The 24361-nt window shown below is 62.3% G+C and carries 25 protein-coding genes; 13 read left to right on the top strand and 12 right to left on the bottom strand.

What is annotated here, in order from left to right; translation table 11 throughout:
• Positions 1-70 precede the first annotated feature (70 nt).
• From cheD to AB1Z25_RS04800, 10 genes are all read right to left on the bottom strand, one after another.
• Entirely contained in the window at positions 71-679 is a 609-nt protein-coding gene (gene cheD, locus AB1Z25_RS04845) for a chemoreceptor glutamine deamidase CheD (RefSeq protein ID WP_107798341.1), read from the bottom strand.
• Positions 676-1749 (bottom strand): protein-glutamate methylesterase/protein-glutamine glutaminase, encoded by a 1074-nt coding sequence (locus AB1Z25_RS04840; RefSeq protein ID WP_486636701.1) that lies wholly within the window; start codon positions 1747-1749, stop codon positions 676-678. Before AB1Z25_RS04840 ends, cheD begins: the two co-directional genes overlap by 4 nt.
• A gap of 75 nt (positions 1750-1824) precedes the next feature.
• Positions 1825-2658 (bottom strand): CheR family methyltransferase, encoded by an 834-nt coding sequence (locus AB1Z25_RS04835; RefSeq protein ID WP_227107171.1) that lies wholly within the window; start codon positions 2656-2658, stop codon positions 1825-1827.
• Positions 2659-2678: 20 nt separating this feature from the next.
• Entirely contained in the window at positions 2679-5027 is a 2349-nt protein-coding gene (locus AB1Z25_RS04830) for a methyl-accepting chemotaxis protein (RefSeq protein WP_486636700.1), read from the bottom strand.
• A gap of 10 nt (positions 5028-5037) precedes the next feature.
• Positions 5038-5544, bottom strand: coding sequence for a chemotaxis protein CheW (locus tag AB1Z25_RS04825; protein WP_227107169.1), 507 nt, complete (start codon positions 5542-5544; stop codon positions 5038-5040).
• A gap of 18 nt (positions 5545-5562) precedes the next feature.
• Positions 5563-7572, bottom strand: coding sequence for a chemotaxis protein CheW (locus AB1Z25_RS04820; protein WP_486636699.1), 2010 nt, complete (start codon positions 7570-7572; stop codon positions 5563-5565).
• Between the two features lie 47 nt (positions 7573-7619).
• Positions 7620-7985: a response regulator gene (locus tag AB1Z25_RS04815; protein ID WP_043635932.1), complete on the bottom strand. Its 366-nt coding sequence runs from the start codon at positions 7983-7985 to the stop codon at positions 7620-7622.
• Positions 7986-8213: 228 nt separating this feature from the next.
• Complete coding sequence (locus tag AB1Z25_RS04810) at positions 8214-9212, bottom strand: SpoIIE family protein phosphatase (RefSeq protein WP_253315198.1); 999 nt, start codon at positions 9210-9212, stop codon at positions 8214-8216.
• A gap of 80 nt (positions 9213-9292) precedes the next feature.
• Positions 9293-9598, bottom strand: a complete 306-nt coding sequence (locus AB1Z25_RS04805) for an STAS domain-containing protein (RefSeq protein ID WP_039754785.1) — start codon at positions 9596-9598, stop codon at positions 9293-9295.
• 40 nt (positions 9599-9638) lie between these two features.
• Positions 9639-10796: a sensor histidine kinase gene (locus AB1Z25_RS04800; RefSeq protein ID WP_107798335.1), complete on the bottom strand. Its 1158-nt coding sequence runs from the start codon at positions 10794-10796 to the stop codon at positions 9639-9641.
• 179 nt (positions 10797-10975) lie between these two features.
• Between AB1Z25_RS04800 and AB1Z25_RS04795 the strand changes: the two genes are divergently transcribed.
• Genes AB1Z25_RS04795 through AB1Z25_RS04755 form a run of 9 tightly spaced genes read left to right on the top strand, consistent with a single transcriptional unit; the run spans position 10976 to position 19354 of the window.
• Complete coding sequence (locus AB1Z25_RS04795) at positions 10976-11929, top strand: chemotaxis protein (RefSeq protein WP_081546080.1); 954 nt, start codon at positions 10976-10978, stop codon at positions 11927-11929.
• 39 nt (positions 11930-11968) lie between these two features.
• Positions 11969-12907, top strand: coding sequence for a chemotaxis protein (locus tag AB1Z25_RS04790; RefSeq protein ID WP_107798334.1), 939 nt, complete (start codon positions 11969-11971; stop codon positions 12905-12907).
• 51 nt (positions 12908-12958) lie between these two features.
• Complete coding sequence (gene cheY, locus AB1Z25_RS04785; protein WP_048410525.1) at positions 12959-13354, top strand: chemotaxis response regulator CheY; 396 nt, start codon at positions 12959-12961, stop codon at positions 13352-13354.
• 45 nt (positions 13355-13399) lie between these two features.
• Positions 13400-14158, top strand: a complete 759-nt coding sequence (cheZ, locus tag AB1Z25_RS04780; RefSeq protein WP_107798333.1) for a protein phosphatase CheZ — start codon at positions 13400-13402, stop codon at positions 14156-14158.
• 51 nt (positions 14159-14209) lie between these two features.
• Positions 14210-16111 carry a chemotaxis protein CheA gene (locus tag AB1Z25_RS04775; protein ID WP_486636698.1) on the top strand — a complete coding sequence of 634 codons (1902 nt, stop codon included), beginning with the start codon at positions 14210-14212 and terminating at the stop codon, positions 16109-16111.
• Positions 16112-16130: 19 nt separating this feature from the next.
• Positions 16131-17354, top strand: a complete 1224-nt coding sequence (locus AB1Z25_RS04770; protein ID WP_486636697.1) for an EAL and HDOD domain-containing protein — start codon at positions 16131-16133, stop codon at positions 17352-17354.
• A 46-nt stretch (positions 17355-17400) separates the two neighbouring features.
• Positions 17401-18075 carry a tRNA (adenosine(37)-N6)-threonylcarbamoyltransferase complex dimerization subunit type 1 TsaB gene (gene tsaB, locus AB1Z25_RS04765; protein ID WP_107798331.1) on the top strand — a complete coding sequence of 225 codons (675 nt, stop codon included), beginning with the start codon at positions 17401-17403 and terminating at the stop codon, positions 18073-18075.
• Complete coding sequence (rimI, locus tag AB1Z25_RS04760; RefSeq protein WP_107798330.1) at positions 18072-18515, top strand: ribosomal protein S18-alanine N-acetyltransferase; 444 nt, start codon at positions 18072-18074, stop codon at positions 18513-18515. Before tsaB ends, rimI begins: the two co-directional genes overlap by 4 nt.
• Positions 18512-19354, top strand: coding sequence for a uracil-DNA glycosylase (locus AB1Z25_RS04755; RefSeq protein WP_486636696.1), 843 nt, complete (start codon positions 18512-18514; stop codon positions 19352-19354). The genes rimI and AB1Z25_RS04755 overlap by 4 nt, the downstream gene beginning before the upstream one ends.
• Before the next feature lie 119 nt (positions 19355-19473).
• On the opposite strand, the gene rpmG is transcribed toward AB1Z25_RS04755, so the two are convergent.
• Positions 19474-19629 carry a 50S ribosomal protein L33 gene (gene rpmG / locus AB1Z25_RS04750; RefSeq protein WP_017506994.1) on the bottom strand — a complete coding sequence of 52 codons (156 nt, stop codon included), beginning with the start codon at positions 19627-19629 and terminating at the stop codon, positions 19474-19476.
• A gap of 36 nt (positions 19630-19665) precedes the next feature.
• Positions 19666-19899, bottom strand: coding sequence for a 50S ribosomal protein L28 (gene rpmB / locus AB1Z25_RS04745; protein WP_011137003.1), 234 nt, complete (start codon positions 19897-19899; stop codon positions 19666-19668).
• 291 nt (positions 19900-20190) lie between these two features.
• Between rpmB and pyrG the strand changes: the two genes are divergently transcribed.
• From pyrG to ftsB, 4 genes are all read left to right on the top strand, one after another.
• Positions 20191-21837, top strand: a complete 1647-nt coding sequence (gene pyrG, locus AB1Z25_RS04740; protein ID WP_107798328.1) for a CTP synthase — start codon at positions 20191-20193, stop codon at positions 21835-21837.
• Positions 21834-22685 carry a 3-deoxy-8-phosphooctulonate synthase gene (kdsA, locus tag AB1Z25_RS04735; protein ID WP_107798327.1) on the top strand — a complete coding sequence of 284 codons (852 nt, stop codon included), beginning with the start codon at positions 21834-21836 and terminating at the stop codon, positions 22683-22685. Before pyrG ends, kdsA begins: the two co-directional genes overlap by 4 nt.
• A gap of 82 nt (positions 22686-22767) precedes the next feature.
• On the top strand, positions 22768-24051 hold the full coding sequence (gene eno, locus AB1Z25_RS04730) for a phosphopyruvate hydratase (protein ID WP_107798326.1): 1284 nt from the start codon (positions 22768-22770) through the stop codon (positions 24049-24051).
• 4 nt (positions 24052-24055) lie between these two features.
• Positions 24056-24346, top strand: coding sequence for a cell division protein FtsB (ftsB, locus tag AB1Z25_RS04725; protein WP_019103546.1), 291 nt, complete (start codon positions 24056-24058; stop codon positions 24344-24346).
• Positions 24347-24361: the final 15 nt, after the last annotated feature.

The raw sequence follows: 24361 nt of genomic DNA, 5'->3' as shown, positions 1-24361 counted from the left end.
GGCGAAACGCTTGGAAACGAGGAAGGCAAGCGCATTGCGTCTCACGACGCGCGGCGGACGTTGAGCCGCATCAGATAAACAGCTCGATATCGCCGGACTTGCCGGCCACCTCCGGCTGCATCACCTGCTGACGATAGCGGGTCTCCTCGCTGATCAGGCTGCGGCTGCGCTTGAGCTTCTTGACCAGCACCTTGCCGCTGTCGGTGAAGAAATACACTTTGCGCGCGCAGTCGCCCAGCAGGTCCTCGGCCAGAATGGGAATCCTTTCCGCATCCAGGTAGCCGTGGATGAAGCGGCGATTGCGCTCGCCCACATTCATCACCGACATGCCCTCCAGCACATTGCCGCCGCCGAAGACCTTGGCTTCCATCCGATGGCGCATCGCGCCCAGTTTCTGCATTTCGGTAATCATCAACTCCATCGCGTGCACGCCGAAACGGGCGGCGGACGCGCCCTCGCCCACCTCGATGCTGCCCTCGGGCAACAGGAAATGGTTCATGCCGGCCACATTGGCTGTCCGGTCCAGCATGCATACGGCCACGCAGGAGCCCAACAAGGTCACCAGCAGCTGCGGCTGGCCGGTGACGTAGAAGCCGCCGGGAAACACCTTCACCGCCTGGCTTTGAAAATGCTTGTCGAAATACGAATGGCTGCTGAAATGCACCGCGCCGTTCTTCATAACATCGCCTTTTCCGCCTTGCCGTACAGGCAGGCCATGATTTTGGAGGGCAGCGCGTCCAGCGGCCACTCCTGTTGCACGCCGCCGGCCTTCATCGCTTCCCGCGGCATGCCGTACACCACGCAACTGGCCTCGTTCTGACCGAAGGTGACCGCGCCGGCGTCGCGCATCCTGCGCAGGCCGTCCGCGCCGTCCCGCCCCATGCCGGTCAGGATCACGCCGATGGCGCGCTTGCCCAGGCAGCGCGCGGCGGAGTCGAACAGCGCGTCCACCGACGGCCGGTGCCGGTTCACCTTGTCGCTCTGATCCAATTCGATGCGAAAACCGTCCGCGGCGGCCTGCACCCGCATATGCCAATCGCCCGGCGCGATATAGGCCACGCCCTGCCGCACCGGCTCGCCCGCCTCCGCCTCCTTCACCCGCATCGGACAGCTGGCATTCAAGCGCGCGGCGAAACTGGCGGTGAAATGCTCGGGCATATGCTGCACCACCAAGATGGGCGGGCATGTCGCGGGCAGGCCGCTCAGCAGCGCGCGGATCGCCTCGGTGCCGCCGGTGGAGGCGCCGATGAACAACATCGCCTGCTGCGCGCCGGTGCCCAAGGGCGGCGCCGGTGGCGGAACATCGGCCGGGCGATGAAAACGATGCGGCGCCCGCACCCTGGCCGCGGCCGCGGCCCGTATCTTGTCCCGGATCTCATCAGCGTAATCGCCCATGCGCCTGGCGATATCGTGCGCCGGCTTGGACAGAAAGTCGATGGCGCCCAGCTCCAGCGCCGTCAGCGTCGCCTCCGAACCCTGCTGCGTCAGCGAGGAGATCATCAGCACCGGCGTCGGCCGCAGCCGCATCAGCCGGCGCAGGAACTCCAGGCCGTCCATCCGCGGCATTTCAACGTCCAGCGTGATCACGTCCGGATCCAGCGCGCGGATGCGCTCGCGCGCGATCAGCGGATCGGAGGCGGTGGCCACCACTTCCATGTCCGGCGCTTCGTCGATGATGGAGGTCAGCAGATTGCGGATCAGGGCCGAGTCGTCCACCACGATTACCCGAATTTTCTTTTCCAGCGCCATCCACGCTCCCGGATCGATAAACAAGGCTCATAAACTCGCGCCGCAGCGCGACGGCCGGACGCACGGAACGCCTGATCAGGCCAGCCGGTAGCTGGTCTTGCCGCAGGGGACGAAGGCGTCGCTCAGGTGCAGGATGTTTTCCGAATGCCCCAGCAGCAGCAGCCCGTCCGGAGCCAGATGCCGCGCCATATGATTGAGTATGGCCGCCTGCGTCGGCTTATCAAAATAGATCAGCACATTGCGACAGAAAATGACGTCGAACTCCCCCAGCGGCGGCCATTCCTCTGCCACCAGATTCATCTGGAAAAACGTCATCGCCTCGCGCACGCGTTTCTTCAGGCGCACCTTGCCCTCATTGGCGCCTACGCCCTTGTCGAAAAAACGGCGCAACTGCGGCTCCGGCAACTGGCTGACGCGCTCGCGCAGATACACGCCGCGCATCGCCTGTTGCAGCACATGGGTATCGATGTCGGACGCCAGCAACTCGCAGGGGAAGGGCCGCAAGCTCTCCGTCAACTCCGCCATGGTGATGGCGATGGAGTAAGGCTCCTCGCCGGTCGAGGACGCCGCGCTCCAGACCCGGTACGGCCGGCCGCGCTTGCGCCAGCGCTCGGCGTGGGCGCGCAGCATGTCGAAATGATGCGGCTCCCGAAAAAACGAGGTCAGATTGGTGGTCAGCGCGTTGATGAAATTCTGCCATTCCTCCGACAAGGCGTCCTGATCCAAGCGGTCCAGATACTCGGCGAAGCTTTTCAGGCTCAAAGCCCGCACCCGCTTGGCCAAGCGCGCGTAGGCCATATGCGTCTTGCTGTCGTTGAGGGCGATGCCGACCCGCTGGTACACCATGTCGCGGATGCGGCGGAAATCCTCGGGCGTGAACGTGATGTCCAATTCCAAGCCCGCCAACACGGCCCCTCCGGACCTGTGCCTCAAAACTCCTCCCACTCGCCGTCGCTCAGGTCCACCTGCGGATGCAGCCGCGCCGGCACCACGATCTTGCCCGCCGGCTTAGCTGGCGCCGGATTGACGCCGCCGGCATGGGCGGCCGGCTCCGCAGCCGACGCGACGCGCGTCGGCGCTTGCCGCAGACGCGGGCCATGTTCTCCCAACTTGAACACCTGCACCGCGTCGTCCAGATAGCGCGCCTGCTCTTCCAGCGACTCCGCCGCCGCCGCGGCCTGTTCCACCAGCGCGGCGTTCTTCTGTGTGTTCTCGTCCATCTGCGTCACCGCCAGATTGACCTGTTCAATGCCCGAGCTCTGCTCGATCGACGCGGCGGAGATATCGCTCATGATGTCGGCGACGCGGCGGATGGAGATCACGATCTCGTCCATGGTGCTGCCGGCCTCGTCCACCAGCTTGGAGCCGGACTCGACCTTGGCCACCGAGTTGCCGATCAATCCCTTGATCTCCTTGGCGGCGGCGGCGGAGCGCTGCGCCAGATTGCGCACCTCGCTGGCCACCACGGCGAAGCCGCGCCCTTGCTCGCCGGCCCGCGCCGCCTCCACCGCGGCGTTGAGCGCCAGGATATTGGTCTGGAAGGCGATGCCGTCTATCACGCTGATGATGTCGACGATCTTGCGCGCGCTATCGTTGATCTCGTTCATGGTGGCCACCACGTCGCCCACCACCTTGCCGCCGCGCGCGGCGATGTCGGAGGCGCCGGTGGCCAGCGTATTGGCCTTCTTGGCGTTCTCCGCGTTCTGCCGCACCGTGCTGGTGATTTCCTCCATGCTGGAAGCGGTTTCCTCCAGGCTGGCGGCTTGCTGCTCGGTGCGGCTGGACAGATTGGCGTTGCCGGAGGCGATCTCGCGCGCGGCGGTGTTGATCGCGTCGGTGGACTCCTTGATGTTGGACACTATTTCCTTCAAACGCACCACCGTGGTATTGGTATCGTTCTGCAACTGGCTGAACAAGCCCTGGTAATCGCCCTTGATCGCATGGGTAAGATCGCCCTTGGCCAGAGCCGCCAGCACGGTGGCGATATCGCCCAGGCCCTGGCTGGTCACCGCCAGCAATTGGTTGACGCTTTCGCCCAGCTGGCGGAAAAAGCCGTCCTTGCCTTCCAGATTGATGCGCCGGTCGAAATCGCCGGCCGCGGCGGCGGAGATGATGCTGGCCACCTCTTTCTCTATCTCCACCTCCCCGGTACGGTCCTTCCATTCCACCACCGTACCCAAACGGGAACCGTCGGTGCCGAACACCGGATTGGCCACCAGGCCGAAAATGCGCGTGCCTATATTGATCTGCGCGCGATAAGTGGCGCTCAGATTGGCCAACAGATCGCGTTGATGCGCCGGATTGCTGTGGAAAACATCCATATTGGCGCCCAGCAGCGCGCGCGCGTCGAAATTGGGCAAGGCCTTGCGCAGATCGGCCTCGGCGCGACGCATCATCTCCAGCACGCTGTGATTGGTGTAGATGATGTTGCGCTCGTTGTCGGCGATCATCACATTGGTGGAGGCGTTGTCCAGCGCGTTGCGCACCCGGATGTTCTCGATCGCCTTCTCGGCCAGCAAGCTCATCGACGCGAACAGGCTGTGCTGGTCGCCCGGTTTGACCTTGATTTCGGAGCGCACCTGGCCTTCGGTCAACTCCCGCATCACTTTGACCAGTTCCGCCGGCTCCCCGCCCAGTTGGCGCATCAGCGAGCGGATGATGAAGACGCCGAAGCCGACGCCGATGAGCAGGGCCAGCAGAGTAAAGGCGAACAGCAGTTTGTAGGCCTGCCGGGAGTTGTCGCTGGCGTCCTGTCCCGCCTTGCGCATCAGGTTCTCTTCAAACGCGATGTAGCGGTCGATCGAAGCCATGTATTTGAGCTGGGTGTCGCGCAGGGTGACGAACAGATAATCGCGGGCCTGCACATCGCGCCCCTGCGCCTGCATGCGCCGGAACACGTTCAGCTCGGAGCGGAAACTGGCCTCGTCGGAGCGCATCGCCTCGAAAAGCGGCCGCCCGGCGCTGCCGACATTCGGCTCCAAAGCCGTCATCCGCTGCGTCAGATTGGCCAGGCTCTCGTCGATCTGCTGGTTGAACTCCTTGATCAGTTGGGCATCCTTGCTCAGCAGCAGATTGCGCACGTCCCGAGACGCCAGGTCGACATTGGCGGCGATCTTGTGCGCGGCGCTGACCTGCGGGATATGCACGCCGGAAATATTGACCAGATCATCGGCCAGTCCCTGCAGCTGTCTGACCGCCAGCGTCATCGCCACCGCCAGCAACAGGATCAGCAGACCGAAGCCCAGGATCAGTCTATGGATCACTTTCATATTGTTCATGCTTCGCCCCCTAATTCGCTTGCACTCGAGCCGCGGCGTCAGTCAACGCCATTTCCTCGCTGCCCATCAGCCTCTCGATATCGACCACGATGATCATGCGCTCGTCCAGCGTGCCCAGTCCTTCGATATAGGCGGTGTCCACCGCCGCGCCAAACTCCGGCGCGGCGCGCAGCGCGTCGCTCTCCAGCTGAATCACGTCCGACACGCCGTCCACCACCGCGCCGATGACCCGCCCGCACACATTCAGCACGATCACCACGGTGAACGCGTTGTACACCGGTTCGCCTATGCCGAACTTCAGGCGCAAATCCACGATGGGCACGATATGGCCGCGCAGATTGACCACGCCCTTGATGAAGTCCGGCGCGTTGGCGATGCGGGTCACCGCGTCGTAACCGCGGATCTCCTGCACCTTCAAAATATCGATGCCGTATTCTTCCGTCCCCAGCGTGAACACCAGCAGCTCATTGCCCGAGCGTCTCTGCGCCAGGCCCGGACCATCCCGTTCCGCCACCATTTCTTTATCCTTGTTGTTTCATGCGTCCAGCGCCATACGCTGGTTGTGCCGCGCAATCGCGGCAATGTCCAAGATCATGGCCACCTGACCGTCGCCCAGGATCGTGGCGCCGGAAATGCCGTCCACCTTGCGGTAATTGGTTTCCAGATTCTTCACCACGAACTGCTGCTGGCCGATCAGGTCGTCCACCAGCAGCGCCAGCCGGCTATTGCCGGCCTCCACGATCACCAGAATGGCCTCGCTCGGCGTCCGCCTCGCGTCCGGAATGGAGAAAAACCGGCCCAGCGGCACAATCGGCAGGTACTCGCCGCGGATGGCCACCACCTGGCCGCGAGCGGCCACTGTCTTGATTTCGCTCGGCGCCGGCTGCAAGGACTCCAATACCGCGCCCAAGGGCATCACATAGGTTTCCGCGCCGATGCGCACCGACATGCCGTCCATGATCGCCAGCGTCAGCGGCAGATGAATGCTGATGGTGGTGCCGATGCCGGCCATGGAGTCGATCTCCACCCGGCCGCCCATGCTCTGAATGTTGCGCTTGACCACGTCCATGCCCACGCCGCGGCCGGACACTTCGGTCACCTCGGCGGCGGTGGAGAAGCCGGCTTCGAAAATCAGATTCCACACCTCGGCGTCGCAAAGCGAGGCCGGCGCCGCCAAACCGCCTTGCCGCGCCTTGGACAGAATCCGCTCCCGGTTCAGTCCGGCGCCATCATCGCTGACTTCGATGACGATATTGCTGCCCTGATGGAAGGCGCGCAGCGTCAGCCGTCCCACCGGGTCCTTGCCGGCCGCCTGCCGCGCTTCCGGGGCCTCGATGCCGTGGTCCAGGCTATTGCGCACCAGGTGAGTCAGCGGATCGGACAGCTTCTCGATGAAGCCCTTGTCCAGCTCGGTGCCCTCGCCCATCATCGTGAGCTCCACCTTCTTGCCCAGACGGCCGGCCAGATCGCGCACCACGCGCGGGAAGCGGTTGAACACGAAGGCGATCGGCGTCATCCGGATGGACATCACCGCCTCCTGCAATTCCCGCGCGTTGCGCTGCAAGGCGCCGATGCCGCCTAGCAGGCGCTCGTGCGCCACCGGGTCCAGACCCGCGCCGGACTGCGTCAGCATGGACTGGGTGATCACCAGCTCCCCCACCAGGTTGAGCAGCAAATCCACCTTGTCGATATTGACCCGGATCGAATTCTCGCCCACCGCGCCGCCGCGCGCCGCCGGCTTGGCCGCGTCGGGGTCCAAGGCCGGCGCCTCGTCCTGCGGCGCCGTCTCGGCAGGCGGCGGCTCGAACAGGCCGAAGCCGTCGCCCTCCAGCCAGACCGAAGCGTCCGGCTCCGGCGCCGCCTCGAGAAACAGCCCGAAGCTGCCCTCCTCCTCCACCCCATGATCGACATTGATGCGGAAGCTGTCCTGCGGCAAGGCGAAGGCCAGCGACTCCGCCACCTCGGCGGCGTCCAGCGGCGAGGTGAACACCGCCACCCAGGGCAGCTTGTCGGCGTCCTCGCCGTGCTGCACCACGCTCAAGTCCCCGTGCTCGGCCAGAGACTCCAGCAAGGCGTCGATATCGACGCCGTCCACCACGTCGATTTCCAGGTACAGCGTCCAGTGCCGCGTCTCCTCCGGCGTCGCCCGCCGCGTCGCGGCCTCCGCCGGCGCGGCGGCCAGCGCCTCCAGCTGCGCCTTGAGTTCGCCGGCCAGCGCCGCGTCGGCCTCGCCCTTGCCCTTATGCGCCGCCAGCATCCCGTACAGCACGTCCTTGGCCCGCAGCACCAAGTCCACCAGATCCGAACTCAAGGCGCGCGCGCCGCGCCTCACCTCGTCCAGCAAACCTTCGAGCACATGGGTCAGATCCGCCATATCGGCGAAACCGAAGGTGGCGGCGCCGCCCTTGATCGAATGCGCGGCGCGGAACACCGCATGCAAATCCTCCTGCTGCGGACAGGACTGGTCCATGCCCAGCAGCAGGCTCTCCATGCTGGACAAGTGTTCATCCGCCTCATCAAAAAACACTTGATGAAACTGCGACATGTCGATTGCCAAAAGCTCGCTCCTCGCCGTGCCCAAGATCAGCCGATTCAGCCGATCACGCGCTTGACCACATCCAGCAGCTTCTGCGGATCAAAAGGCTTGACCAGCCAGCCAGTGGCGCCGGCCGCGCGGCCAAGCGCCTTCATCTGATCGCTGGACTCCGTGGTCAACATCAGGATAGGCGTCGTCGTATACGCCGGCAGCTTGCGCAAGGAGCGGATCAAGGTCAGCCCGTCCATGCCCGGCATGTTCTGGTCGGTCAGCACCAGATTGAACTGCCCACCCTGCGCCTTGGCCAGGCCGGCGTTGCCGTCTCCGGCCTCCACCACCTCGTAGCCGGCGCTTTTCAAGGTGAACGACACCATCTGTCGAATCGAAGCGGAATCGTCAACCGTCAGTATTTTTTTGTGCATAACATCCCCGTTTCAGGAAACCGCCCGCCACTCGTCCGACGCAGTCCGCGCCGGGTCCGTTTCCCATTCTTTACCTTGCTCGCTCGTCGTCTCGCGCCGCGGCGGCGAGACGGTCGATTCGCCCAAGCGCTGAAATTCGCGCAGATATTAATGATTGATCAACTAAAAAGCCCGCCGATTCAAGCCGGAGTCCGCGCGGAACCGGCGCACGCGGCCAATGGACATTCTTCAAGCCGGCCGCGGCGGCGCCGACGACGGCACGGCGAAAGCCAGCGAAGACATGTCGTCATTGTATGGGCTGCTGAAGCCTAGCGGAATTGACGGCAAGGGGCCATAGCCGAAACCGTCGGTCGAGGAAATGCTGGACAAGCGCAGCAAACGCGACAGCAGATACGGCAGATCCGACTCCTCCATGCCGTCGCTGTGCGCCAAGAAGTGCTGGCCTTCCGCCCAGGGCAGCGCCAGCGGCTCCAGCGGTTCGATGTCGGCTCGCAGGCCCAGCGGACTGCACATGGAAGAAAAGCGCTGTTCCAACCTGGTGGACAGGAACAACAGAATGTCCGGCATGCCGGCGTTGACCAGCCTCACCATGCGGGCGGCCCAATCGATCTCCAGCAAAGCGCTGCCGACGTAGCGTCCATCGGCCACATGGCTATGCATGAAGGCGTTGAGCTCCCGCAGGGCGGACAAGGACAGAGGCTGCTCCAGCAGCACCCTCGACGCGCCCAGCGCCAACAGCGCGGCGTCCAGCGCCGAACCCTGGCCGTGGCCGGACGCGTCGCCCAGAATCAGCAAGGTCCGCTCCGGCAAATCCGCGCGCAGCACCACGTCGCCGCCCACCGCGTCCACCGGCTTGACCGACACTTCCAGGGGAAACACGCGGCCCGACGCCTGTCCCGACGGACGGTACAGGGACATGGCGCCGTTGATGATGTCGAACGCCGCCGCGCCGAACAATCGCGGGCAGAGCGCATGTTGCTGCCAATGCCAGGCCAGCAGGCGGCTGCGCAGCAAGTCCGCGTCGAAGTCGCCGCGCAGAAAATGAATACTGGGCGTGGCCAGCCAGGGCGCCGCGCGCCCCGAGGAAAACACCCACAAGGGCTTGTCGCCCTCCCACTGCTCGAACAGCTCGGCCGGAGCGTCCGCCAGATTCGTCAGCCAAAGATCCTGCTTGCCGCCCACCGCGAAGTCGGCGCCACCGCAAAACCACCAATCCAGCGCCGACAACCAAGGATCGCCACGAACCCGTGCCTCGGCATCAGCGGACAACCAGGCCCGGATGCGCACAGACGCTCCAATGCTTGAACTTACTTAATGGTGAACATCTTGTTGAAGCAGGCGATTTCGAACACCTGCATCACCGCCTCGCGGCAATTGATCAAGGTCATGCTCTTCTTCTGCCCCGCCGCGCGCTCCTTCAGCAACAACAGCATGCCCAGCGCGGAACTGTCCAGGAAGGGCACCTGATCGAAATCGATCTCGATCTCCTGCACCTCCGGATTGTCCAGCAGCTCCTGGCTGGCCTGCCGGAATTCCCGATGCAAGTTGAAGTCGAATTGCCCGATCAGGATCATCTTTCCAACTCTGCCCTCGACTTTGACAATGGGTCTCATGCGGCGTCCTCTGCTTTCTTCTGAATAAACGGCACATCCATCACGATTGCATCATCGGAAGGCTGAGCTCGAAACAGGCCCCGCCCTCCCCCTTGTTGAAACAACGCACTTGCCCGCCCAGTTCGTCCACCACTTTCTTGACGATGGCCAAGCCCAGGCCGGTGCCGCCGGGGCGGGTGGTGAAAAAGGGCTCGAACATCTTCTCCAGCTCCTCCGGGTTGAATCCGGGACCCGAGTCCTCCACCCGAAACAGCAAGGCCGTCTCGCCTTCCTCCACCGATAGCCGCACCACATCGCCGCTTCCTGAAAAGTGCCAGGCATTCTCCAAGAGATTCACCAAGGCCCCCTGCAACGCTTTGCGGTCCACCAAAACCTTTATGGCAGATGACACCACCACATTGCAATCAAAAAGCACGCCTTTTTCATGACATTGTGGTTGCATGACGGCGCGCAAATCCTCCAGCAGCCCCTCCAGATCCAAAGGCTCCAGCGTCGTCACCTGGCCGCGGACAAAACTCAGCATGTTCTGGATCAAGCTCTCCAGCGCCCGCATCCGGGCCAGGCTCTTGTCGACGAAGCGCGCGCGATCCTCCGCCCGCGGGATATCCTGCTTCAGATTGGCCGTATACAGCATCGCCGTGGCCAGCGGCGTGCGCAGCTGGTGCGCCAATGCCGCCGCCATGCCGCCCATGGACGCCAACTTCTGCTGACGCGCCAATTCTCCGGTCAATTGATGCAAACGCGATACATCGTGAATAAGCACAATCTGTCCTCCGACAGACGGCAGATCCTGGCATTGCATGGTCAACACCAGACCCGGCTCGCCATGCCGATGGCAATAGGTGTCGTCCAGTTCCGAACGCTGCAGCCCCGCCAGCATGTCCCGCCATAAAGCGCCGACAGAACAGCCATTTAGCATCCGGCTGGCGGCCGGATTCACCGCCGTGACCGCACCTTCGGCCGAGACTTGCACCACGCCCGCGGGCAGCGCCTCCAGCAGCAAACCCAGGCGCTCGGCCAGCATTGCGTTCTCATCGCGCTGTTTGCGCAGCTGATTATTGGCTTCGTCCAGCTGCGCGTTGAGAACTGTCACCTGGCTCTCAAGTTGTCTATACGCATCAATGAGTTGGCCGGACACCGCATTGAATTGCTCGAAAGCGGCTTCCAGTTGCTGCTGATCTTTGAGGCTTGAAACCATATGCCGAATCGCTTGCGAGTTATTTGTAAAAACCACTTAAACAGTATGATAATGAATGGGTATCGCTGAGCCAAGCTGTTATCTGGCATGCAGCTCAGCAAAAAAAACCGGGCAAAACCGATATCTGGCGTATAAAGGGTAGTAGTACGCCACTTCAAAAGAATGCAGCGGAGGTTTCTGTGTCAGAGCTTCTCAAAAAAATCGACGCCAGGACGAAACTGGCCGGCACCAACAAGCTGGAAATCCTGCTGTTCTCGTTGGGCCAGGATCAGCGCACGGGGCGCAAGGAAATCTTCGGGATCAACGTGTTCAAGGTGCGCGAGGTCATGCGCACGCCGGAAATCACTTCCGCGCCTGAAATGCCCTCCTCGGTGGAAGGCATGGTCAGCCTGCGCGGCGCGCTGGTGCCGGTCATCGACCTGGCCAAATACACCGGCGTGGTGACCAGCAACAAGCCGGAAATCATGATCGTCACCGAGTACAACGCCCACACCCAGGGCTTCCTGGTGGAGGCGGTGGACACCATCCTGCGTCTGGACTGGTCCGCGATGCGCGTGCCGCCGGAAATGATCACCAACCGCATGGCCGGGCTGGTGACGGCCGTGACCGAGCTGGACAACGGCACGCTGGTGATGATGATGGACGTGGAAAAAGTGCTGGCGGAAACCACCATCGTCGACGACGGCCACACCTTCCTCGGCATCGAGCCGGTCAAGGAACCGCGCCGGATCTTCTTCGCCGACGACTCTGCCGTGGCGCGCAAGCAGATCGAACGCACGCTGGAAGTGATGAACATCCAGTACACCTCCGCCATCAACGGCATGCGCGGATGGGAAGAATTGCAGAAAATGGCCAATCAGGCCGATCTGGCCGGCAAGAAGCTGTCGGATTCGCTGCACTTGGTGCTGACCGACGTGGAAATGCCGGAAATGGACGGCTATATGCTGACCAAGATGATCAAGAGCGATCCGCGTTTCAACGGCATTCCGGTGTTGATGCACTCCTCCCTTTCCGGTTCCTCGAATCAGAAGCTGGGCGAATCGGTCGGCGTGGATTCCTACGTCGCCAAATTCGAACCGCAGAAGCTGTCGATGAAACTGCGCCAGATGCTGAATCTGGAACCCAAAGACTAAAGATCAAGTAAGCAAAAGCATTAAGGGAGAGGGACAGATATGGCAGCCACAGACGCCTCCTTGCTTGCAACCGTTGACGCCAGGACCAAACTGGCGGGTTCCAACAAAATGGAGATTCTGCTGTTTTCGCTTGGAACGCGGGAAACCTTCGGCATTAACGTTTTCAAAGTGCGCGAGGTGTCGCAGACCCCCGCCATCACCAAAACCCCGAACATGCCGTTTGGCGTGGAAGGCGTGCTGTCGCTGCGCGGCAATATCATCCCGGTCATCTCGCTTGGCAAGTTCATCGGCGCCGATCAAACCCGCAGCTACGAAACCATGATCGTCACCGAGTTCAACAAGAGCACCCAGGCCTTCCTGGTCGACTCTGTGGACCGCATCATCCGCGTGGACTGGGACAAGGTGCGCGCGCCGGAAAACATGATGGCGGCGAGCGGCACCAACCAGAACCTGATCACCGCGATCACCGAACTGGAAAACGGCAAGCTGGTGTCCATCCTGGACGTGGAGCAGATCCTGGCCAGCGTGGTCGGCGAGCCGCGCCTGCCGGACGTGCCCACCGCCCAGCTGGAAAACGACCAATACCTCTTCTTCGTCGACGACTCGGTCGTCGCCCGCAAGGAAATCACCGGCGTGCTGGAGAAGATGGGCATCAAATTTCAGCAAGCCACCAACGGCCGCGAAGCCTGGGACCGGCTGCAGACCCTGGCCGGCCGAAATTTCGGCGAGGACGAGTGCCTGCACGACCACCTGAAAATCATCCTCGTGGACGCCGAAATGCCGGAAATGGACGGCTATGTGCTGACCAAGCTGATCAAGTCCGATCAGCGTTTCCGCGGCATTCCGGTCGTGATGCACTCCTCGCTGTCCTCCAACGCCAACCGCGCGATGGGCTCCAGCGTGGGCGTGGACGCCTATGTCGCCAAGTTCGACCCCGGCGTGCTGGCCGAAACTTTGATTCCATTCCTGCAGAGGTAGTCGCTACAATATGCGGCTCGATGAATTTCAGATAAATCAGGACACACCTCAATGGCAGACAAGAATATTCGCTTCCTAGTCGTAGACGATTTCTCCACCATGCGGAGAATCGTGCGCAACCTTTTGAAAGAGCTAGGATTCACCAACGTCGACGAAGCCGAAGACGGCATGGTTGCGCTGCATAAGCTGAAAACCCAGCACTTCGACTTCATCGTTTCCGACTGGAACATGCCCAATATGACCGGCATCGAACTGCTCAAGGCAGTCCGCGCCGACGCCCAGCTCAAGCACTTGCCCTTCATGATGATCACCGCGGAAGCCAAACGGGAAAACATCATCGAAGCGGCCATGGCCGGAGCCAGCGGTTACATCGTGAAACCCTTCACTGCCGCCACCATGGAAGAAAAAATGAACAAGATCTTCCAAAACCTGAATAAACCAGCCTGAGTGCCGAAAAAAAACGGTCTGCGTCAGTATTGAGGAGGATTTATCGTGTCCAATCACATCCTGGAGAGCGGGGACAACCCGGATCTTGAAGCTCTGTTCGACAGCATTGCGACGCAGCAAAGCGAGGCCGCGCCGCCTGAAGCCGCCGCGCCCGAAGCCGTCGCAGCGTCCCAGCCCGCCGGAGCCGCCGGCAGCCCTACCTCGATGTATGAACAAATTGGTCAGTTAACCCGCAAAATGCATGATGCGCTACGCGATCTAGGCTACGACAAATCCCTGGGAAAAATGGCGGACGCGATTCCGGACGCCAAGGACAGGCTGACTTACATCGCCACCCTGACGGAAAATTCGGCCGAACGCGTGCTCAACGCCACGGATCTGGCCAAGCCGTATCAGGACCAGCTGGAAAGCAAGGCGCTGGAGCTGTCCTCGCGCTGGGAACGGCTGTACGCCAATCTGTTGAGCGTGGAAGAGTTCCAACAACTTGCGGCCGACACGCGCGGCTACTTAAATGAAGTGCCGGCCCAGACCCAGGCGACCAGCACCCAGTTGCTGGAAATCGTCATGGCCCAGGACTTTCAGGATCTGACCGGCCAAGTCATCAAGAAGATGATGGGCATGGTCCAACTGCTGGAAAGCGAGCTGGTCAACTTCCTGATCGAATTTTCGCCGGAGGCGAAAAAAGAAGAATTGGGCATGGGCACCAATCTGCTGAATGGCCCGGTCATCAATCCGGAAGGCCGCACCGACGTGGTCAGCAGCCAGCAACAGGTCGACGACCTGCTGGAAAGCCTGGGCTTCTAACGAACAACACGCAGAACAGAGCACGCGAGCAAGGCGTGGCGGGAGTGGAAAATGAGCGAATTCGCCGGCATGGAAGAGCTGCTGCAAGACTTCTTGATGGAGTCTACGGACCTCCTTTCCGATGTAGACAATAAACTGGTCGAACTGGAAAAGCGCCCGGAAGACAAAGCGCTGCTGAACGACATTTTCAGAGGCTTCCACACCATCAAGGGCGGCGCGGGCTTTCTTAATGTCGGCCCGATGATCAATCTATGCCATCGCACCGAAAACCTGTTCGACAAACTCCGCAACGGCCAGCTGCACATCACCGCCGGCATCATGGACGTGATTCTTGACGCCACCGGCATCGTGCGCGATATGTTCGGCACCATGGGCCAGGGCCTGATGCCCAGCGAAGCCGACCCGCGCATCCTGGCGGCCTTGGACGCCGCGCTGGCGGGCGAGGCGCTGTCCGAAGAGCCCGCGGCGGCCGAACCGGCCCCAGCGGCAGCTCCTGCTCCGGTTGCAACGCCGGCGCCCGCTGCGGCCGCGCCGCAGCCCGCAAGCAACGGTCAAGGCCCGGACTGGAATCAGCTCTATCAAGCCGTCACCCCCGGCGGCGCGCCCGCCGCCCCTGCGGCGGCGCCCGCGCCCCAAGCGGCGGCGGCGCCTCCGGCCCCGGTTGCCGCTGCGCCTGCTCCCAAACCGGCGGCCAAGCCGGCTCCGAGCAAACCGGCGGCCAGCGCGCCCAGCAGCAGCGGCCCTCAGGAAAACACCATCCGCATCGACACCGTGCGTCTCGACATGGTGCTCAACCTGTCCGGCGAAATCGGCCTGACCAAGAACCGTCTGACCACGCTGCGCACGGAAATCCTGCAAGGCAACCGCGACACCAATACCCTGCGCTCGCTGGACGAGGCGATCAGCCAGCTGGACCTGCTGGTCGGCGACCTGCAGAACGCGGTGATGAAAACCCGCATGCAGCCGATCGGCCGCCTGTTCCAGAAATACCCGCGCTTGGCTCGCGACCTCGCCCGCCAATTGGGCAAGGAAGTCGAACTGGTGCTGTCCGGCGAAGAGACCGAGCTGGACAAGACCATGATCGAGGACTTGAACGATCCGCTGGTCCACTTGGTGCGCAACGCCGTCGACCACGGCATCGAACAGCCTGAAGAGCGCATCGCCGCCGGCAAGAAGCCGCAGGCTTTGGTGCAGCTGACCGCCGAACAGGTGGGCGACCACATCCTGATCGAGATCACCGACGACGGCAAAGGCATGAACGCCGACGCGCTGCGCCGCAAGGCCATCGAAAAAGGCCTGATCGACCAGGAAAGCGCCAACTCGCTGGATGAGAAGCAATGCCTGCAGCTGATCTTCCTGCCCGGCTTCTCCACCAAGGATCAAATTTCCAGCGTGTCCGGCCGCGGCGTGGGCATGGACGTGGTGCGCACCAATATCCAGAAACTGAACGGCCGCATCGACATCAACTCGGTGCAGGGCGAAGGCACCCGCATCAGCATCTCGCTGCCGCTGACCCTCGCCATCCTGCCGGTGCTGGTGGTGCGCGCCTGCAACCAGCCGTTCGCCGTGCCGCTGGCGATGGTGCGCGAAATCATCACCATCGACCCGAGCGCGATCCAGGAAGTCTCCGGCAAGCCCACCATCGTGGTGCGCGACGAAATCCTGCCGCTGAAAACCCTGGCCGGCCTGCTGGGCTGGGAGCCGACGCAAAAGCCTTACTTCGGCGTGCTGATGCAGTCCGCGGAAAAATCCTTCATCCTGGCGATCGACTCCTTCGTCGGCCGCGACGACGTGGTGATCAAGCCGCTGCAGAACATCCGCCCGAAAGGCGTGGCCGGCGCCACCCTGTCCGGCGACGGTTCCGTCGTGCTGGTGCTGGACATGGAAGACCTGCTCACCTCCAGCGAGGCCAGCAACACCGTCACCCGATCCGCGGACCTGATCGCCACCTGAGCAAAGGCATACCGGGACAATGACCTCGACGAGCGCCTTCATAGGCAGGCAGGCCGTTCTCAACCGCAACCAGCAGCTCATTGGCTATGAGCTGCTTTTTCGTCCCAGCGGCGAGGCCTCCGGCGTCGGCAAGCATACCGAACTGCAAGCCGATACCCAGGTGCTGGTCAACACGCTCAACAATATGGGCACCAGCTGGCTGATAGGCAGCAAGCTGGCCTTCATCAATATCGGCGAAGCCATGCTCAGCAGCGAGTTCCTTGAACTGCTGCCGCCGCGCCGCGTCATTCTCGACATCTCGCCCCGCATCGTACCCTCCAACGAACTGCTGTCGCGCGCGCGGCACCTGCGTTCGCTGGGCTTCGGCATTTCGCTGGACGACTTCAGCTTCGAATCGCCGGCGGCGGCCTTTCTGGAGCTGGCCAACTACGTCAAGCTGGACATCCAGCATCAGGACACCAACCACTTCCAGATGCTGGCGTCGCGGCTGCGCAGCTATCCGGTGATCCGCATCGCCGAACGCGTGGAAACCCACGCTCAGTTCCATCTGTGCAAAGAGCTGGGCATGGACGGCTTCCAGGGCTTTTACTTCGCCCAGCCGGAAACCCTGTCCGCCAAGGTCATCCACCCCTCCTTCCGCAACACCCTGGAGCTCTTGAACCTGCTGCGCCTGGACGCCGACATCCGCGACGTCGAGCAGGTGCTCAAACGCGACCTGGCCTTGTCCTACAAGCTGCTGCGCTACGTCAACTCCGCCGCGGCCGGCCTGAACACCAGCATCAGTTCCTTCTCCCACGCCGTCACCGTGCTGGGCTATCAAAAGCTCTACCGCTGGCTGACCCTGCTGCTGGTCACCGCCTCCGACGAAGGGCACGCGCCGCCGGCGCTGCAAAAAACCGCGGTCACCCGCGGCCGCTTCATGGAACTGCTGGGCAAGGCCCACGGCGAGCGTCACGACACCTGCGACAATCTGTTCATCATCGGCATGTTCAGCCTGCTGGACGTGCTGTTCGACATGCCGATGGCCAACATCATCGAGCATCTACAGCTGCCCGAAGCCATCACCGAGGCCCTGTTGCACGAGAAAGGCACGATGAGCCGCTTCCTCAAGCTGGTCAAAGCCTGCGAAGACGGACAACTGACCGGCGTGCCGGAACTCTGCGCCCAACTGAACCTCAGCAGCGAGCAGTTCAACCAGGCCCATGTCTCCGCGCTCGCCTGGGTGGAAGAACTCGGCTTATAATTCGCAGTCTTGCAGCACGCTCTTAAGCTTGAGACCGAATTCCCCGATGAAATTGCTTGCCATTGATTGCTCCACCTCGTTTCTATCCCTAGCCGTTGACAACGGTTCGCGCATTTTCTCCTTCCACGAGAAAGTCGAGCAGAAGCACGCCGAACGCGCGCTGCCGGAACTGGCTCGCCTGCTGGAACAGGCGGAACTGCGGCTGGAGCAACTCGACGCCATCGCCTTCGGCCAGGGCCCCGGCTCCTTCACCGGCTTGCGCATCGCTTGCGGTCTGGCCCAGGGCCTGGCCTTCTCCGCCGGCATTCCGGTCATCGCCATACCCACGCTGGACAATATCGCGCAGCAAGCCGGCGCCGGCACCGTGCTGGTCTGTCTCGACGCCAGAATGCAGCAGGTCTACAGCGCCGGCTACCGCGTCGCCGACAACGGCGAACCGGAACGCCTCGGCCCGATCAGCGTCGGCGCGCCGGAAGCCGTCCAATGGCCGGAACGCGCCGTCATCGGCGCCGGCGACGGCTTCGAACGCTACCCCGTCCTGCAAGAAAGCGCCGGCGACGCCGTTGTGCGCGCGGATCTGCAGCCCAACGCCCTCGCCTACTTCCCGCTGGCGCGCAGCGGCCGCTATCCGCAAACCCATCCGCGCGAAGCGGAGCTGCTGTATGTGCGCAATAAAGTCGCCCTGACCGCGCAGGAACAGCAGCAGGCGCGCCAAAAATGAGTTCCGTCTATCGCGCCTTCCTGCCCGACGACGCCGCTCAACTCGCCGAGCTGGAGAGCCGCGCCTGTGCTCACGGCTGGTCCGCAGCTCAATACCAAGACTCCGTGCGCTGCGGCCACCAATTCCACGGCCTGTTCGCCGCCGGGCGCCTGCAAGGCTTCGCCGTCACCCAGAGCGTGCTGGACGAGGCGGAACTGCTCAATATCGTGATGGATCCGCAATGGCAGGGCCAGGGCTTGGGCAAGCGGCTGCTGCGGGAACTGAGCGCCGCTCTGGCCGCCGCCGGCGCGCGACGCCTGTTTCTGGAAGTGCGGGCCGGCAACGCCGTCGCCCGCGCCCTGTACTCAAGCCAGGGCTTTATTGAAAACGGCCGGCGCAAGAACTACTACCCCTGTGCCGACGGCCGCGAAGACGCCATCCTGATGGAGACCGACCTATGAGCCGCGCCGCGCTGATTCAAAGCGTCATCGGACTGGGCCCCGCCTGGGAAGCGCGCCCCGGCTGGTTCGAACAACACCCGGCGGCGCTGAGCCGCCAAGCGGAAGCGCCGGCCGACGTCGACTTGACGCCCGTGGAGCCCCCGGCTCCGCCGCGGACGGACATTGTCTCGCAGCCCGAACCGACGACGCTCGTCGCCGCGCAGCCCTCCGCCAAGCTCCCTCCGCTCTCCGCCGAGCCCCCTCCGATCGCCTCCCCCGCGCCCGAAGTCCTGCCTCTGCTGGAATGGGACGCGCTGGAACGCGCAGTGCGCGACTGCCGCGACTGCCGGCTGTGCCAAACCCGCACCCAAACCGTTTTCGGCCGCGGCAATCGACAGGCGCGCTGGCTATTGATCGGCGAAGCGCCGGGCGAACAGGAGGACAGGCAGGGCCAGCCTTTCGTAGGCCGAGCCGGCCAGTTGCTGGACAATATGCTGGCCGCCACCGGACTGGATCGCGACCGCGACGTGTATATCGCCAACGTGCTCAAATGCCGTCCGCCCGGCAACCGCAATCCCGGCGGCGACGAAATCGCCGCCTGCCAGAGCTATCTGATCCAGCAGATCCGCCATATCCAGCCCACGCTGATCCTGGCGCTCGGCCGCTTCGCCGCCCAGACCCTGCTGCAAACGGAAAAGGGCATCGGCCAATTGCGCGGCAAACTGCACAGCTATCAGGACATTCCCCTGATCGTCAGCTACCACCCGGCCTACCTGCTGCGCAACCAGCCGGACAAACTCAAGGCCTGGCAAGATCTGGTGTTCGCCAAAAAAACCTTTGGCCGCCTCAGCGCCGATTAAACGCAAAAACCCCGCCAAGCATGCTTGGCGGGGGTTTTAGTGCCGAACCATAAAGAAAAAAACCCTTCTCCGTGCACCAGAGAAGGGCTCTTTGCTTTCGCGTTCCCGCGGAAACCGGCTTATTTCAGCTTGGTTTCTTTGTACAGAACGTGTTTGCGAGCAACGGGATCAAATTTTTTGATCTCCATTTTTTCCGGCATCGTACGCTTGTTCTTCGTAGTCGTGTAGAAGTGGCCGGTGCCAGCAGTGGACTCAAGCTTGATTTTATCGCGCATGTGTTATTACCTCAGTAGCTTTCTGGTTGACCGCAATCAGATCTCGCCGCGAGCGCGCAGATCAGCCAGCACTACATCGATGCCAACTTTGTCGATGGTACGCAGTGCCGCGTTGGATACGCGCAGACGCACCCAGCGGTTTTCGCTCTCAACCCAGAACTTGCGATATTGCAGGTTAGGCAGAAAACGACGTTTAGTCTTATTGTTGGCGTGGGAAACATTGTTCCCGGTCATCGGACGCTTGCCGGTGACTTTGCAAACACGCGCCATGTTGAACACTCCCAAAACCGGTAAAAGCTGGCTTTATATCATAGACAAAGCCAGACACTCAAGCAGAAAACGCACCCTTTTGCAGCATGGGCGCGATCGTGTATGAAACAGTCGGCGGCAATTGTACCGTATTCGCCACAGAGATGCGAGCACTTCTTTGCCAAGCGGCGAAACGCGTCTGGCCGGCCGCGCTCGGGGACGGCGGCGCGACTTGCAACAACATGGTTCGAAGCGATTCAAATCGCAACGATTTCAGGGTAGAATCCCGGATTCCCATAGAGCCGTAATCTCATGACCAAGTACATCTTCGTAACCGGCGGTGTGGTGTCCTCCCTGGGTAAGGGCATTGCCGCTGCGTCCATCGCCGCCATCCTCGAGTCTCGCGGGCTGAAAGTCACCATGCTGAAGCTCGATCCCTACATCAACGTTGATCCGGGCACCATGAGCCCGTTCCAGCACGGCGAGGTGTTCGTCACCGAAGACGGCGCGGAAACCGACCTCGATCTGGGCCACTACGAGCGCTTCATCCACGCGAAGATGAAGAAAAGCAACAACTTCACCACCGGCCAGGTGTACGAGTCCGTGATCACCAAGGAGCGCCGCGGCGACTACCTGGGCGGCACCGTGCAAGTGATCCCGCACATCACCGACGAAATCAAGCTGAAGATGCATGAAGGCGCGGCCGACGCCGACGTCGCCATCGTCGAGATCGGCGGCACCGTGGGCGACATCGAATCGCTGCCCTTCCTGGAAGCCATCCGCCAGATGCGCTCCAACCTGGGCCGCAAGAACACCCTGTACGTGCACCTGTCCTACGTGCCCTACATCGCCACCGCCGGCGAGATCAAGACCAAGCCGACCCAGCACTCGGTGAAAGAACTGCGCGAGATCGGCATTCAGCCGGACGTGCTGCTGTGCCGGATGGACCGCGAACTGCCGGAAGACGAAAAGCGCAAGATCGCGCTGTTCTGCAATGTGGAAGAAAACGCCGTCATCGGCTGTTACGACTCCGACTCCATCTACAAAGTGCCGGCCATGCTCCACAACCAGGGCATCGACGACATCATCGCCGAGCAACTGCAACTGGACCTGCCCAAGGCGGATCTGTCGGTGTGGGGCCGCATCATTGACGCGATCGAGCACCCGGACCACAGCATCAACATCGCCATGGTCGGCAAATACGTCGATCTGACCGAGTCCTACAAGTCGCTGACCGAAGCGCTGAAGCACGCCGGCATCCATACCCGCACCAACGTCAACATCATCTACGTGGACTCCGAGGAAATCGAGCGCGACGGCGCTGACTCCCTGAAGGACATGGACGCCATCCTGGTGCCGGGCGGCTTCGGCAAGCGCGGCGTGGAAGGCAAGATCAAGGCGGTCAAGTTCGCTCGCGAGAACGACATCCCCTATATGGGCATCTGCCTGGGCATGCAAATCGCGCTGATCGAATACGCTCGCGACGTGGCCGGCATGGCCGGCGCCAACTCCACCGAATTCGACCTCGACACCAACTTCCCGGTGGTGGCCTTGATCGACGAGTGGGTCAACCACGACGGCAAGGTGGAAAAGCGCGACGAAAACTCCAATCTGGGCGGCACCATGCGCCTGGGCGGCCAGCAGTGCGATCTGGAGCCGGGCTCTCTGGCGGCGAAAATCTACGGCGCCGGCGAGATCGTAGAGCGTCATCGCCACCGTTACGAAGTCAACAACTACTACATTCCGCGTCTGGAACAGGCCGGCCTGGCCATCAGCGGCCGCTCCGCCGGTCATGAGAAGCTGGTCGAAACCATAGAACTGGCCAATCACCGCTGGTTCTTCGCCTGCCAGTTCCACCCGGAATTCACCTCGACTCCGCGCGACGGCCATCCGCTGTTCATCTCCTACGTGAAAGCGGCGCTGCAATACCAAGCGGACAAGCAAGGACCCAAGGCATGAAACTGTGCGGATTCGAAGTCGGCCTCAACCAGCCGCTGTTCCTGATCGCAGGCCCCTGCGTGATCGAGAGCGAACAGATGGCGCTGGACACCGCCGGCCAGCTCAAGGAGATCACCGCCGAGCTGGGCATCAACTTCATCTACAAATCGAGCTACGACAAGGCCAACCGCTCCTCCGGTTCCTCCTTCCGCGGCTTCGGCATCGATGAAGGCCTGCGCATCCTCTCGGAAGTGAAACGCCAGATCGGCGTGCCGGTGCTGACCGACGTGCACAGCGAGAACGAAATCGTGCAAGTGGCCAGCGTGGTCGACGTGCTGCAAACGCCGGCCTTCCTGTGCCGCCAGACCGACTTCATCCGCGCCGTCGCCCAATGCGGCAAGCCGGTGAACATCAAGAAGGGCCAGTTCCTGGCCCCGGGCGACATGAAGAACGTCATCGACAAGGCCCGCGCCGCCGCGCAGGAAGCCAACCTCGAGCCGGACAGCTTCATGGCCTGCGAACGCGGCGTCTCCTTCGGCTACAACAACCTTGTGTCCGACATGCGTTCGCTGATGATCATGCGCGACACCCAGTGCCCGGTGGTCTACGACGCCACTCACTCGGTGCAGCTGCCCGGCGGCCAAGGCACCTCCTCCGGCGGCCAGCGCGAATTCGTGCCGGTGCTGGCGCGCGCCGCGGTGGCTTCCGGCATCGCCGGCATCTTCATGGAAACCCATCCGAACCCGGCCTGCGCAATGTCAGACGGCCCCAACGCCTGGCCTTTGCCGCGCATGAAGGAACTGCTGACCACGCTCAAGGCGCTGGACGACTTGGTCAAGCACAATCCCTGGCCGGAACACACCCTGTAAACCGGCAGGCGCAGATCGCAACCGGCTCCGGCCGGTTGCTTGCCCTCCGCCCGAACACAACCAGCCTTTGAAGGAAATGTAAATGAGTTCGATCATCGATGTGGTAGCTCGTGAGATTCTGGATTCGCGCGGCAATCCGACCGTGGAAGCAGACGTATTGCTGGAGTCCGGCGTCATGGGCCGCGCCGCGGTGCCCAGCGGCGCCTCCACCGGCGAAAAAGAAGCGCTGGAACTGCGCGACGGCGATAAAAGCCGCTACCTGGGCAAGGGCGTGTTGAAGGCGGTGGAAAACATCAACACCGAAATCTGCGAAGCCATCATCGGCCTCGACGCCAGCGACCAGGCCTTCATCGACAAGACCCTGATCGAGCTGGACGGCACCGAAACCAAATCCCGCCTCGGCGCCAACGCGCTCTTGGCCGTGTCCATGGCCGTGGCCCGCGCCGCCGCCGAAGACGCCGGCCTGCCGCTGTACCGCTACCTGGGCGGCGCCGGCCCGATGGCCCTGCCGGTGCCGATGATGAACGTGATCAACGGCGGCGCGCACGCCAACAACACCCTGGACATCCAGGAGTTCATGATCATGCCGGTGGGCGCGCAAACCTTCCGCGAAGCGCTGCGCTGCGGCGCGGAAATCTTCCACAGCCTGAAGAAAATCTGCGACCAGAAAGGCTACGCCACCACCGTGGGCGACGAAGGCGGCTTCGCGCCCAATCTGAACAGCCACGAAGACGCGATCAAGCTGATTCTGGAAGCCATCGACGCCGCCGGCTATGTCGCCGGCCAGGACGTGATGCTGGCGCTGGACTGCGCCTCCTCCGAGTTCTACAAGGACGGCAAATACCATCTGACCGCCGAAGGCCTGCAGCTCACTTCCGAACAGTTCACCGACTACCTGGAAACCCTGGTCAACCACTACCCCATCCTCTCCATCGAGGACGGCATGAGCGAGCACGATTGGGACGGCTGGAAACTGCTGACCGAACGCCTGGGCGCCCGCGTGCAGATCGTCGGCGACGATCTGTTCGTCACCAACCCCAAGATCCTGGCCAAGGGCATCGAAGGCGGCCTCGCCAACTCGCTGCTGGTCAAGGTCAATCAGATCGGCACGCTGTCGGAAACGCTGAAAGCGGTTGATCTCGCCAAGCGTTCCCGCTATACCAGCGTTATGAGTCATCGCTCCGGCGAAACCGAAGACAGCACCATCGCGGATCTGGCCGTTGCCACCAACTGCATGCAGATCAAGACCGGCTCGCTGTCCCGCTCCGACCGCATGGCTAAATACAATCAGTTGCTGCGCATCGAAGAAGAGCTGGGCGACGCTGCCTACTATCCGGGCAAAGCTGCCTTTTACCACCTGAAGTAATCGTATGCGCTGGCTGACCCTGACTCTGGTGACAGTAATACTGGCCCTGCAATGGCCGTTGTGGTTTGGCAAAGGTAGCTGGCTCAGAGTCTGGCAGCTGGACAAGCAACTACAGGAACAGCGGGCGACCACCCAAAAGCTGGTGGCCCGCAACGCCGCGCTGGACGCGGAAGTGCGAGATTTGAAACAGGGGACGGACGCCATTGAGGAGAGAGCCCGCAATGAACTTGGCATGATTCGGAATGGTGAAGTATTTTTCCAATTGCTGGATCCGGTGAAGCCAACGCCTCGCTAAATATCCGCCCGGACC

This window comes from Chromobacterium sp. HL1 (assembly GCF_057418835.1).
Note: the sequence above shows the minus strand (reverse complement) of the source record. Positions and strands in the feature narration are given on the sequence as shown.

Coding starts and splice junctions, on each gene's coding strand:
- tsaB (WP_107798331.1), top strand. CDS start 17,401: ATGAAATTGCTTGCCATTGATTGCTCCACCTCGTTTCTATCCCTAGCC.
- AB1Z25_RS04820 (WP_486636699.1), bottom strand. CDS start 7,572: ATGTCGCAGTTTCATCAAGTGTTTTTTGATGAGGCGGATGAACACTTG.
- cheY (WP_048410525.1), top strand. CDS start 12,959: ATGGCAGACAAGAATATTCGCTTCCTAGTCGTAGACGATTTCTCCACC.
- rimI (WP_107798330.1), top strand. CDS start 18,072: ATGAGTTCCGTCTATCGCGCCTTCCTGCCCGACGACGCCGCTCAACTC.
- eno (WP_107798326.1), top strand. CDS start 22,768: ATGAGTTCGATCATCGATGTGGTAGCTCGTGAGATTCTGGATTCGCGC.
- cheD (WP_107798341.1), bottom strand. CDS start 679: ATGAAGAACGGCGCGGTGCATTTCAGCAGCCATTCGTATTTCGACAAG.
- pyrG (WP_107798328.1), top strand. CDS start 20,191: ATGACCAAGTACATCTTCGTAACCGGCGGTGTGGTGTCCTCCCTGGGT.
- AB1Z25_RS04830 (WP_486636700.1), bottom strand. CDS start 5,027: ATGAACAATATGAAAGTGATCCATAGACTGATCCTGGGCTTCGGTCTG.
- AB1Z25_RS04815 (WP_043635932.1), bottom strand. CDS start 7,985: ATGCACAAAAAAATACTGACGGTTGACGATTCCGCTTCGATTCGACAG.
- AB1Z25_RS04770 (WP_486636697.1), top strand. CDS start 16,131: ATGACCTCGACGAGCGCCTTCATAGGCAGGCAGGCCGTTCTCAACCGC.
- AB1Z25_RS04790 (WP_107798334.1), top strand. CDS start 11,969: ATGGCAGCCACAGACGCCTCCTTGCTTGCAACCGTTGACGCCAGGACC.
- AB1Z25_RS04800 (WP_107798335.1), bottom strand. CDS start 10,796: ATGGTTTCAAGCCTCAAAGATCAGCAGCAACTGGAAGCCGCTTTCGAG.
- rpmG (WP_017506994.1), bottom strand. CDS start 19,629: ATGCGCGATAAAATCAAGCTTGAGTCCACTGCTGGCACCGGCCACTTC.
- AB1Z25_RS04825 (WP_227107169.1), bottom strand. CDS start 5,544: ATGGTGGCGGAACGGGATGGTCCGGGCCTGGCGCAGAGACGCTCGGGC.
- ftsB (WP_019103546.1), top strand. CDS start 24,056: ATGCGCTGGCTGACCCTGACTCTGGTGACAGTAATACTGGCCCTGCAA.
- kdsA (WP_107798327.1), top strand. CDS start 21,834: ATGAAACTGTGCGGATTCGAAGTCGGCCTCAACCAGCCGCTGTTCCTG.
- AB1Z25_RS04805 (WP_039754785.1), bottom strand. CDS start 9,598: ATGAGACCCATTGTCAAAGTCGAGGGCAGAGTTGGAAAGATGATCCTG.
- AB1Z25_RS04775 (WP_486636698.1), top strand. CDS start 14,210: ATGAGCGAATTCGCCGGCATGGAAGAGCTGCTGCAAGACTTCTTGATG.
- AB1Z25_RS04755 (WP_486636696.1), top strand. CDS start 18,512: ATGAGCCGCGCCGCGCTGATTCAAAGCGTCATCGGACTGGGCCCCGCC.
- rpmB (WP_011137003.1), bottom strand. CDS start 19,899: ATGGCGCGTGTTTGCAAAGTCACCGGCAAGCGTCCGATGACCGGGAAC.
- AB1Z25_RS04840 (WP_486636701.1), bottom strand. CDS start 1,749: ATGGCGCTGGAAAAGAAAATTCGGGTAATCGTGGTGGACGACTCGGCC.